9 protein-coding genes are annotated in these 10987 nt (G+C 63.5%); 8 read left to right on the top strand and 1 reads right to left on the bottom strand.

The window, feature by feature from the left end:
- Positions 1–115 precede the first annotated feature (115 nt).
- From ABYB95_RS09685 to ABYB95_RS09655, 7 genes are all read left to right on the top strand, one after another.
- Positions 116–1195 carry a TRAP transporter substrate-binding protein gene (locus tag ABYB95_RS09685; protein WP_372658271.1) on the top strand — a complete coding sequence of 360 codons (1080 nt, stop codon included), beginning with the start codon at positions 116–118 and terminating at the stop codon, positions 1193–1195.
- The gene (locus ABYB95_RS09680; RefSeq protein WP_372658270.1) at positions 1179–1742 is read left to right on the top strand and encodes a TRAP transporter small permease; all 564 of its coding nucleotides are present in this window, start codon (positions 1179–1181) and stop codon (positions 1740–1742) included. The genes ABYB95_RS09685 and ABYB95_RS09680 overlap by 17 nt, the downstream gene beginning before the upstream one ends.
- On the top strand, positions 1742–3103 hold the full coding sequence (locus tag ABYB95_RS09675; RefSeq protein WP_372658269.1) for a TRAP transporter large permease: 1362 nt from the start codon (positions 1742–1744) through the stop codon (positions 3101–3103). Before ABYB95_RS09680 ends, ABYB95_RS09675 begins: the two co-directional genes overlap by 1 nt.
- A complete protein-coding gene (locus ABYB95_RS09670; protein ID WP_372658268.1) occupies positions 3100–4074 on the top strand; it encodes an ABC transporter substrate-binding protein in 975 nt (324 codons plus the stop codon). The genes ABYB95_RS09675 and ABYB95_RS09670 overlap by 4 nt, the downstream gene beginning before the upstream one ends.
- Positions 4075–4476: 402 nt before the next feature.
- Positions 4477–5196, top strand: a complete 720-nt coding sequence (locus ABYB95_RS09665) for a carotenoid biosynthesis protein (protein WP_372658267.1) — start codon at positions 4477–4479, stop codon at positions 5194–5196.
- Positions 5193–6605 carry an oxygenase MpaB family protein gene (locus ABYB95_RS09660; protein ID WP_372658266.1) on the top strand — a complete coding sequence of 471 codons (1413 nt, stop codon included), beginning with the start codon at positions 5193–5195 and terminating at the stop codon, positions 6603–6605. The genes ABYB95_RS09665 and ABYB95_RS09660 overlap by 4 nt, the downstream gene beginning before the upstream one ends.
- 80 nt (positions 6606–6685) lie before the next feature.
- Positions 6686–8422 (top strand): 7TM diverse intracellular signaling domain-containing protein, encoded by a 1737-nt coding sequence (locus ABYB95_RS09655; RefSeq protein WP_372658265.1) that lies wholly within the window; start codon positions 6686–6688, stop codon positions 8420–8422.
- A 19-nt stretch (positions 8423–8441) separates the two neighbouring features.
- Here the strand turns inward: ABYB95_RS09655 and ABYB95_RS09650 are convergent, their stop codons facing one another.
- Positions 8442–9053, bottom strand: a complete 612-nt coding sequence (locus ABYB95_RS09650; protein WP_372658264.1) for a DNA-3-methyladenine glycosylase I — start codon at positions 9051–9053, stop codon at positions 8442–8444.
- 645 nt (positions 9054–9698) lie between these two features.
- Here ABYB95_RS09650 and urtA point away from each other — a divergent pair.
- Positions 9699–10883, top strand: coding sequence for an urea ABC transporter substrate-binding protein (gene urtA, locus ABYB95_RS09645; RefSeq protein ID WP_372658263.1), 1185 nt, complete (start codon positions 9699–9701; stop codon positions 10881–10883).
- Positions 10884–10987: the final 104 nt, after the last annotated feature.

The following is a 10987-nucleotide window of genomic DNA, read 5'->3' as shown; positions in this document are numbered from 1 at the left end:
GCAGCGCCAACGCTCGGCGGATGTTCCGGTCCGTTCGGGTTTTCGGTGGCCCATGCCCATGGGCCGGGTTCCCATCCGTTTCGGTTTCTGGTTTCACTGTCCAAGGAGTTCCACCATGTCCATCGTCCAAACATCCCGTCTTTTTGCCCGTGCGTTTGTGTCATCGAACATGCCATCGAATGCGTTGCGTGCGCGTGCACCGTTGACCGCGCTTGCGCTGGCCCTCGGCAGCTGTTTGTTGGCCGCGCCGGCGGTGGCCGAAGAGTTGTCGGTGGCCACTTTTCTGCCACCCCAGCACCACACCAATGCGGTGGTGTTCAAGTGGTTGGGTGAGGAGTTGGCCAAGCGCTCCAACGGCACGCTGAGCCTGAAGGTGTATCCCGGCGGGCAACTGGGCGCAGGGCCGGTGCAGCAGTACAAACGCGCCGTGGAAGGAGTGGCCGATATCGTGGTGGGCGTGGCGAGCTACACCCCTGAGTTGTTCCCCAAGACCTTGCTGACCATTCCCCCGGGCAAGGCCAACAACTCGGAAGAATTGGCCGAGCGCTTTCTGGCCGCCTACGACAAACACTTTGCCGATGAATTCGCAGCGGTGAAATTTTTGGGCATCGGGTTCCCGGCCGGCACCAGCATCTCGGCCACCAAGAACCTGTCCACCTTTGCCAGCCTCAAAGGCGCCAAGATCGTGCCGTATTCGGCCACCACCACCGCGCTCATGGACGCCATGGGCGTGGTGCCGGTCCAGATGCCGGTGACCGAGGTCTACACCGGTCTGTCCACCGGCACCATCGATGGCGCGATTGCGGCCCACAACAACATGTTGGCGCCCTGGAACTGGCAGGACGTGACCAAGTTCTACATCGACAATTTCCCGGCCCAGTTCCAGACCGTGTACATCGTCATGAACAAGGAGCGCCACAAGTCCCTGAGCCCGGCGCATCGCAAGATCATCGACGATCTGGCTGGCAAAGAGTTCACCCGGATCACGGCCGCCAGCTTCCACCGTGCCGACGACGTGGCGCTCAAAGCCATGAAGGCCAACAGCGGCAAGTCCTACCAGTTCATCACGGTGTCGGATGCCGAGCGCGCCAAGATGGACGCGGCGGTGGCCGAGGGCATGAAGGTGATCTTTGCTGCCTACGCGGCCAAGGGCATATCCAACGCCAAGGAAATCTACGATGCCGTCAACAAGTAAGCGCGAGGCAGAGGAGGCCACCGATGGGGTGGGCCTCTTGCAGCGGCTCGACAAGCTGCTGGGCTGGATCGCGCTGTTCGGCGGCGGTGTCGTTTTGAGCTTTCTCACCGTGTTCAGTGCATTCAATGTGCTGGTCATGCGCAAGGCGCAGAACGACCCAATCAAAGGCGCCGAGGACCTGCTGGTGCTGGCTCTGGTGGTGCTGGTCGCCTTGGCCATTCCGTACGGTGCACGCACCGGTGCACACATCGAGGTCGAGGTGCTGGAGCACTGGATGTCCAAGACCTTTGCCCGCCGCTCCATGGTCGCCATGAAGCTGGTCGGCTGCGCCGTGGTGCTGGTGTTGGCCTGGCGGCTGCTGGACGCGGGCGCCAGTGCGGCGGAGTACGGCGAATCGTCGCAGACCCTGTTGATCAGCTTCACCCCTTTCTATTTCACGCTGGCCATTGGGCTGGGCCTGTACGGCGTGGTCTTGCTGCTGGAAATCTGGCAGTTGGTTCGGCATGGGGAAGTGCGCAAGCTGCGCCTGCCCGAAGGAACGCTTTGATGTTGAGTTTGACCACCATCGGGGCCGTCGGCCTTGTTGTCATGTTTGTGCTGATGGCGCTGCGTTTGCCGGTGGCGCTGTCCATGTTGTCGGTCGGGTTTGTCGGCACGGGCATTGCCAATGCGCAGAAGTTCCTGGCGCTCGGCATGGGCCCGGACCAGGCCTGGGCGCGGGGCTGGCGCATCGCTTTTTCCAACCTCTCGGGAGAGGCTTTTGAAGCGGCTTCCAACTACAACCTGCTGGTGATTCCCATGTTCATGCTCATGGGCAGCCTGGCCGGGGTGTCGGGCATGTCGAACCACATCTTCAACGCGGCCTACCGCTGGATGGGCCACTTGCGCGGTGGGCTTGCCTCGGCCACGGTGGTGGCCTGCGCCGGGTTTGCGGCGCTTTCCGGTTCTTCGTTGGCCTGTGCCGTCACCATGGGGCGCGTGGCCTTGCCGGCCATGAAACGCTACAAGTACGACGACGCGCTGGCCACCGGTTCGGTCGCGGCGGGCGGCACCCTGGGTTTTCTGATTCCGCCATCGGGCGGCATGATCATCTACGCCGTGCTCACCGACCAAAGCATTGGCCGCTTGTTCATGGCCGGTGTTTTCCCCGGCATCTTGCTCACCTTGCTGTTTGTGCTCACCATCATGCTGGTGGTGCGCCGAAATCCCGAAGCCGGGCCGCCCGGCGATCGCTCGTCGATGAGCGATCGGCTCAGCGCCCTGGTGGAGGCGCTGCCCATTCTGGCGGTGGTGGTGCTGACCATTGGCGGCATGTACACCGGTTATTTCACACCGGTCGAAGCATCGGCGGCGGGCGCCTTCTTCACGTTCGTGGTGGCGGGTTTGCGCGGCCAGCTGAGCTGGCCCCGGCTGGGCGTGGCCGTGCTGCAGACCATGACCGGGACCGCCACCATTTTCCTGATCATCATCGGTGCCTTCGTGTTCATTCCCTTCATGGCGCTGACCGAGTTGCCCGCCGATTTGGTGAAGTTGCTCACCCGCCTGGACATCGGTGACCTGGGGGTGTTGATCGCCATCATCGCGGCCTACCTGGTGCTGGGCATGTTCCTGGAAAGCATCGCCATGCTGGTGCTCACTTTGCCGGTGGTGATTCCTATTGCCATGGCACTGCAATGGGATCTGGTCTGGTTTGGCGTCATTCTGGTGATCGCGCTGGAGATGGGCATGATCTCGCCGCCGGTGGGCATCAACGTGTTTGTGGTGAAGTCCATCGTGCCCGACGTGCCCATGCGGCGCATCTTCAGCGGCATCTGGCCGTTCTGGTGGGCCATGGTGGTCATGATCGCGCTGCTGGTCATGTTTCCGCAGATTGCGCTCTATCTGCCGCAACAGGTGGTGGGCACATGACGGCCCCGTCCGACGAAGGTAGCAGCACGCCCGTCGAGCTGGTGGTTTATTCACCGGCACCGGCGAACAATATGCTGCACGCCTTGAACCAGGACCTGGGGCGCGCGATCCAGCAGCACCTGCAGGGTGTGGCCGCCACGGTGGTGCCGGTGGCCTTGCCGGCCTCGATCAACACCATCGCCGAGCTGCCCGAAGCAGAGAAGCGCCACCACCTGCCCATCGTCACCAGCGTGGATTTTTTGCCGGCCCGGGACATGACCGGTGTTGCCTGGCACGCCTACCACCGGGCCAACACCGATTTGAAGTTGGTGGCCGCGCTGTACGACGTGGCCTTTGGCGTGCTCGCGCTGGACACCGCCATCGTTTCACCGGCGGACCTGAAGGGCAAACGCATCGGCGTGCCGCCCAGGCCCAGTTCGTTCCGGGTCATCAGCGAAGCCTTGTTGCGCGACGCTTGGGGCTTGCTGGACGACGTGGAGCTGGTGGACCTGCGCCCGAACGAAGTGGTGGAGGCGGTGGCCACCGGCCGCATACATGCCACCACCTGGAACTTCATGAGCCGGACCCGGGAAGGCTTTGCGCCGCTGCTGCCGGAGCTGACCCAGGGCCGACTGGCGCATTGGCTGGACGTGAGCGCCGAGCAGATCGCGGCGATCAACCAGGCCAATGCGTTTCACATCGACGGCGTGCTGGTCCCCGCCGCCAGCATCCGCATCGAGGGTGCGGACCAACCGCCGGCGTCCGTGACCTGGTTGTCCATGAAGCAAGGCCTGGCCGCCTGGGACAGCACGGAAAACGCCACGGTGGCGTCGGTGCTGCAATGTCTGCTGGCGCATGGGATCGACTACCCGGGTCTGCCAGACGATTTGACGGCCATGCTGGATTGGCCGGCCCTGGACGAGGCGCAACTGCATCCCGGCGCCTTGGCCTTTTTCCGGCGCCAGGGCGTGGCGTTCCAGCGAGGGGCGTGAGCGTGGCACGGCACCCTTGCTCGGCCTTGGGCTTGGGCAAGGGTCGAGCCTGAAGGGGCAGACCGCGAATGTCTGAAGCCCAGCGGCGTAGGCCGTAACCGAACCAGACGCGGCAGAACGGCAGGTCCGAAACGAGGGGCCCGTGTATCCACTTCTATAATTCCGGCCACCCCCTGTGCCCCAGCGCGTGGCGCACGCGCACCCTCTCACTCCATGCGGACAGCGGCGCGCACGGGCCGGTCGAAGCCGGGCCCGGGGCGGTTGTCGCGCCTGGCGCGACAGGTTGCCAAATCCATCGGGTTTTCCGAATACATAGGAGATGTCCGTGGGCATGTTTTGTTGCCGTTTACCTGGACTGCTGTCCCTGGCCCCGTGTTGGGCATTGCTGGCAGAGGCGCGGGCATGACGCTGGCGTTGATGCTGGCCTCGGTCATTTTGTTTCTGGCTTGTTTCTGGTCCGCCCGGGTTTTGCTGGGGGGCCGCAGGGCGGCGCTGTTTGCCGCGCTGGCGCTGGCCTTGGGCTGGTTCGCCGAGCAAATGGGTTCGTCGCGGGGCTGGTTCTTTGGGCGCTACAGCTACACCGATGTGCTGGGCGTGCAACTGGGCAACGTGCCGCTGGTCATTCCCCTCATGTGGTTCGCCCTGTGTTTCGTGGGCTATGTGCTGGCCTGCCTGCTGCTGTGGCGCGAACCCGTGCTGGCACGCCCCTGCTGGCGCAGCGGGCTGCTCACCGCCGTGCTGGCCGCCATGCTGGTCACCGCTTTCGATCTCGGGGCCGACCCGTATTTTGTCTACGTGCTCAAGGCCTGGATCATGGTCAAGAAAGACGGCGGCTGGTTCGGTGAAACCTTGCAGGGTTTTGCCGGCTGGATGCTGATTGGCTTCCTGATCGTGGCGCTGTTCCAGTGGCGCTGGGCCCCGGTGACGCCCGCCAAGGCCACGGCGCAGCGCGCGGCCCTGGTGCCCTTGCTGATTTATCTCAGCGCGTTGGTGTTTCAGCTGCTGTTTGGCCACCCGGTCGAGACCCGCGCGGTGGCCTTGTTTGCCATGGGCATTCCCTGGCTGGTGGCGGCGGTGGCCTGGTGGCAATGGCGCCGCGCCGTGAACGGGAGCGCGACTTGAACGCCGCGATCGACATCGGCGCCATGGAGCAGGTGGCCGACCCGCTGGCCGACGACACCGTGGCCGCCTGGATGGGCAACTGGACCGCAGGCGAACCGGCCGAGCAGGCACAGGCTCGCGATGCACGCATACAGACCGCCAGCCGCCTGATGGCGGGCTGGACCCACAACGGAGCGCTGACCAACTGGACGCCCGCCGAGGCCGACGCGGACCCCATGGTGGTATCCGCCCTGCAGGCCTATCTGCAGACCGCAGCCGCACTGCCCGACTGGGTGGACGCGGCCCAGGTGGCGCGGGCCGAGGCGATTTTCATGGAGCACGGCCCGCTGTCGTGCACCTTGTTGTTCTGCGCCAGCTTGCCCGAGTGTTATGTCTTGCCCGATCTGGCCGAGGTGCTGCACATTGCCGGCCAGCTCGAAGCCCACACCGAGCACCGCATACGCCAGACCGCGGCCATGGTGTTTCCGGTGATGATGCGCGGCGGCTTGCTGAGCGCGCAGGGTACCGGGGTGGCGCAGGTGCTCAAGGTTCGCCTGATCCACGCCACCATCCGCCACCTGATCCTGCGTGGCAACCCCGCTGCCGCGCGCGGCCAGGTGCCGCCCGTGCCAGGGCGTGCACCGCCCACCAGCATGAACGAGGCCTTGTCGGCGCACGGCTGGAACGTCGATGCCCTGGGTCTGCCCTGCAACCAGAACGAGCTGGCCTATACCCTGCTCACCTTCAGCTACGTGTTTTTGCGCGGCATGCGCCAACTGAGACAAGGCTTGTCCCGAGAGGACGAAGAGGCCTATCTGCACCTCTGGAACGTGATGGGCCACGTGCTTGGGATCCAGCGCGAACTGATGGCCCAGACCATGGAACAGGCGCAGATGTTGTTCGAGCGGATGCAGCAGCACGCCCGGCTCGCCGCGTCGACCAGCCGTACACCGGGTGTGCCCGATGCCCGGGCAGGTCTGGGCCGCGCGCTCATGAACACCATGGCCCGCGCCATCCGCGTGCCGGTGATCCGGCAGATTCCGGTGCCGCTGACGCAATGGCTGATCGGCGAACCCACGGCCAGCGCCATCGGTGTGGACGAACAGGTGTCCTGGTTGTCGCGCGCGGTGTTCCGCCTGGGCCTGGGCCTGACCCGGCTGGTCGACGCCGTGGTCCGGCTGGTGGCACCCCGGTTTTCGCTCTCCCGAATGTTCACCCGCGTCATCGGCTACCACCTGCTGACCCGTTTCCTGCTGGACCAGACCCGACCACTCAAGCTGCCCGATCGGGTGCTGCACCCGCTGCAGCAGACCGTAGCGGACTGGAGCGACGACCCGAACGCCCACGGCTGGGTGAACCGGCTGGAAGACCGCCTCACCACCCAGGGCCGTTGGCACACCAAGCCCGACCCACAGCGGCAGGCCGGTTGATGGTGGGCGCGCAGGGACGCGGGTGCGCGCAGCGGCCATCGTTCAGGGGACGACTTGTTACTGACTGTTACCATGTCGGCATGACAAGCCGCCTGTTCGGTCAAACACTGGTCCGTTGGCTTCTGCTGCTGGCGCTGGCCGGTCTGGTGTGGCCGGGCCAGGCGCTGGCCGCGCCCGGCGAGAGCGACATCACCCTGCAGAGCCATTTTTGGGTCGATACCTCTGGGCAGCTTTCTGTGGACGAGGTGGCGCAAAAACCGCCGGCCGACTTTCAAGCCCTGACGCAATACCGCTCATTCAAACTGGAAGGCGGGGCGCTGTGGATGCGCTTTGAACTGCCGCAGCTCGACCCCGCCCACCGCTGGTACCTGTTGCTGGATGCAGCGGCCTTCACCGACTTCGCCACGCTCTACCAGCCCGATTCGGCATCTGGCTGGCGCGTGCAAATGGCTGGCGACCACCTGCCGGTGCCGCAGTGGTCCATTCCCGACCGCTCTCCGGTGTTCGCGCTGGATGGCGCCGAAGCGTCGCGCACGGTCTGGTTGCGCCTGGAGAACACCCCCGCGCCGCTCAATCCCCGGTTCTATCTCGTCACCGAAGACGAGCTGCAGCACAAACGCCATTGGACCTATCTCTTGCTCGGGGGCTATCTGGGCTTTGGCCTGCTGGTGATGTTTTTGGGATGGGTGCATGCGCGCCTGTACGCCGACCGTGCTTTTGTCGCCTATGTCGCTTATGTCGCCTGCATGTTGGGCTTTCAGGTCGCTTTCACCGGATTGGGCGGCCTGTTCTTCTGGGGCCAGTGGGCCTGGCTGAACAACGCGGCGCCCGCGACCTTCATGCTCTGGCTCACCGCGTCGGGTATCTGGTTTGTGCGGGAGGTGTGCGCCATCTCGCGTTACCAGCGGCGTCTGGACCGCTGGGTCTTGGCGTGGTCGGTGTTTGGTCTGTTGTATCCGGTGCTCTACCTGTCGCTGGCGAACGCCTCGGCGCTGCTGGTGCTCAACCTCTATGGCCTGTGCTCGGTGCTGTTGAGTTTGGCCTTGTGCTTCTGGGCCTGGCGCCAGGGCGAAAAATACGCCGGTTGGCTGCTGCTGGGCTTCTTGCCGGTCCACCTCGGCTACCCGTTTCCGGCCCTGCGCAGCGCCGGTGTGCTGCCCGACAGCTGGGCGGCACAGTACGCGGTGCTGATCGGTTCTGCCATTGAGATCCCGCTGCTGCTGTACATCCTGCACCGCCGGGCCAAGGAATTCAACGAAAACAGGGCCCGCCTGCGCGCACTCGACAGCACCGATCCGTTGACCGGCCTGACCATTGCACCGGTGTTGCGCCTGCGGCTGCGCGATGCGGTGCGCCGCGCCGGACGCTACGGACACCAATGTGGCGTGTTGCTGGTGGAACTGGCCAACCACGGCGAGATTGTGACCCGGGAAGGGCGAGAAGCCGGCGACCGGGCGCTGGTGCTGGGCGCTTCACGGCTGTCGCGCGTGGTGCGCGACGTGGACACCGTTTCCCGTATCGCCAACACCCGCTTTGCCATTCTGGTCGAAGGCCCTTTGCGCTCGGACCAGCTCAAGCTGCTGGCGCAACACATCGTGGCCAAGGGGCTGGAGCAGGCGTCCACTTTGCCGGGCGACTGGACACCGCGCTTTCGCATGGTGTCTACCCTGCTGCCGTCCGACGAACTCCCCAGCGGTGACATCGACGACGCCGACGTGCGCCGCTTTCTCGCCCGTTTGCACAAGGCGCTGGACCGGCTGGTGGCGGAGCCACGCAAATCGGTTTTGCACCTGCCCCACGAAAGCGTACCCGGCTGATCGAGCACCGGTCTGGGCGTCAGCGCCCCGGTCTTGAAAACCCGGTGCGCTCGCGCTCGGCCAAGGGCCTGATCACACAATCGGTGGCGTGGTCGTTGAGCAGCCCCATGGCTTGCATGAAGGCGTACACGGTGGTGGGGCCCACGAACTTCCAGCCGCGCTTTTTCAGGTCTTTCGACAAGGCCACCGACTGCACAGACGTGGACGCCGTCTGCGGCACCACCTGCGGGTCGGCATCGGGTTCAAAGCGCCAGAAATAGGCCGCCAGCGAGCCCTCGCTCTGGACCAGTTCCTGGGCCCGCTTCGCGTTGTGGATCACCGCCTCGATCTTGCCCCGGTGGCGCACAATGCCCGCGTCGCCCAGCAAGCGCTCGGTGTCGCGGTCTATGTAGCGCGCCATGCGCTCGAAGTCGAAACCGTGGAACGCGGCACGGAAATTTTCGCGCTTGGCCAGAATGGTGCGCCAGCTCAGCCCCGATTGAAAACTCTCCAGGCAGAGCTTTTCAAAGAGGCGGCGGTCGTCGGCCACAGGGAAACCCCACTCCTGGTCGTGGTAGTGCAGGAATTCGGGCGCGCTCGCACACCAGCGGCACCTGGCTTGACCGTCTGGCCCTGCTGGAAAATCACCCATGGTCGTCAAGAAAAAATTCTGTGAGTCTTGCGAGTTCAAGTAGATAGATACGAAGAACTCGCCTATCTCTAGCGGTGCCTTCCCCTCTTTTGGATGGGGATAGAACACATGTCGTCCAAGTCCAAGTCCGTGTGCATTCCGCATCTGTGTCGCCGAATGCTAGTGCTTAGTGGTGACGCGACGAAGCATTTTCCTAGCCCCACTGGCCTTCTTTTGCAGCGGCTTGAACCGCTCCGGATTGAACCGCACTCCAGAAGTTGGCTGGCGCTTCTTTTGCCTGCGACCTCTAAATACCACTGATACGAATGTTTTGTCTAGGTGGTACATCTCCTATGTTTCAAACAGAGGAAGAAGCAGAAGATTCACCCTGACAAGAAGTTGTCCCTCATCAATCGACACCGACTGCCAGTGCTGCCAGTCAGGTGTTGGGCAATAAAGCCCGAACCGGTTTCAACCCCGGTTCGGGCTTTTTTCGTTTCAGTCCCCCACTCTGGTTCAGGACGGGCTTGCTGCCTGCATCCTCTGGCGGAGCCTTGCGCGGGTCAGGCATGAAGGTGCGATGTAGTCGGCTGCTTGTTGCGCGATCTCCCTGTTTCGGGAGGGCGCAGGTCGTAATTTTGTAAACCCACCGCTAGGAGCTTGACCATGACTGAGATGAATCGTCGCGACATCATGAAAACCGGAGGATCGATGCTGATCCTGGGCGCCACTGCAGGTGTGCCCGGGATGGCATCGGCGCAGGACGCCGTTAAACTCGGCTTGTTGCATTCACTGTCTGGAACAATCGCGATTGCCGAGGCGTCGCTTGTCGATGCCGAAAAAATGGCCATCGACGAGATCAACGCCACCGGTGGTGTGATGGGCCGCAAAATCGAGGCGGTGATCGAGGACGGTGCTAGCGACAACGCGGTGTTTGCCGAGAAGGCCCGCAAGCTGCTGGAGCGCGACAATGTGGCCGCCATCGTTGGCTGCTACACCTCCGCTTCCCGCAAGGCGGTGCTGCCGGCGCTTGGCCGCTCCAAAGGCCTGCTGTACTACCCGACCTACTACGAAGGTCAGGAGCAGGACAAGCAGGTGTTCTATCCCTCGCAGGAAGCAACGCAATCGGTGATTGCAGCCGTGGAGTGGCTTGCGCGGGAGAAGGGCAAGACTTTTTTCCTGGTGGGTTCCGACTACATCTATCCGCGTACCTGCAACAAGATTGCCAAGCCGACCATCGTCAAGATGGGTGGCCGGGTTCTGGGCGAGGAATACGCTCCGCTGGGCCACACCGAGTTCTCGTCGATCATCAACAAGATCAAGGCAGCGAAGCCCGACTGCATCTACAGCACCGTCGTAGGCGGCTCCAACGTGGCTTTATACAAGCAGATGCGGGCCGCCGGGCTTGACGGCAGCAAGCAGGTTCTGTTGTCAACGGTGGTGTCGGAGAACGAGGTGGAGGGTATCGGCAAGGACAACGCGGCGGGCTTTTACGCTTGCATGGGTTACTTCCAGAGCATCAAGTCGCCGGTGAACGAGAGGTTCGTCAAAGCGTTCAAAGCCAAGTACGGCCAGGACCGCGTGATCGGTGACCCGATGCAGGTGGCCTACAACAGCGTGTATCTCTGGAAGATGGCGGTAGAGAAGGCCAAGTCCTTCGATGTAGAGAAGGTCATTGCAGCCTCCGGTGGCCTTGAGCTGGAAGCCCCTGAGGGGACGGTGCGCATGCACGCCAGCAACCACCACGTCTGGAAGAAGGTACGCATCGGCCGCGCACGTACCGACGGCCAGTTCGACATCGTGTGGGAAGCGCCATCCCTAATTGAGCCCAACCCGTTCCCCAAGATTTGAATAGAGCCAATCTTGGCCGGCCGCCGGCGAGGCGGCCGATCGTTTTCACGATTCAGGAATCTGACAATGGATCTCAATATTGCAGTGATGCAGGTGTTCAACGG

This window comes from Hydrogenophaga sp. (assembly GCF_041633695.1).
GTDB lineage: Bacteria > Pseudomonadota > Gammaproteobacteria > Burkholderiales > Burkholderiaceae_C > Hydrogenophaga.
Note: the sequence above shows the minus strand (reverse complement) of the source record. Positions and strands in the feature narration are given on the sequence as shown.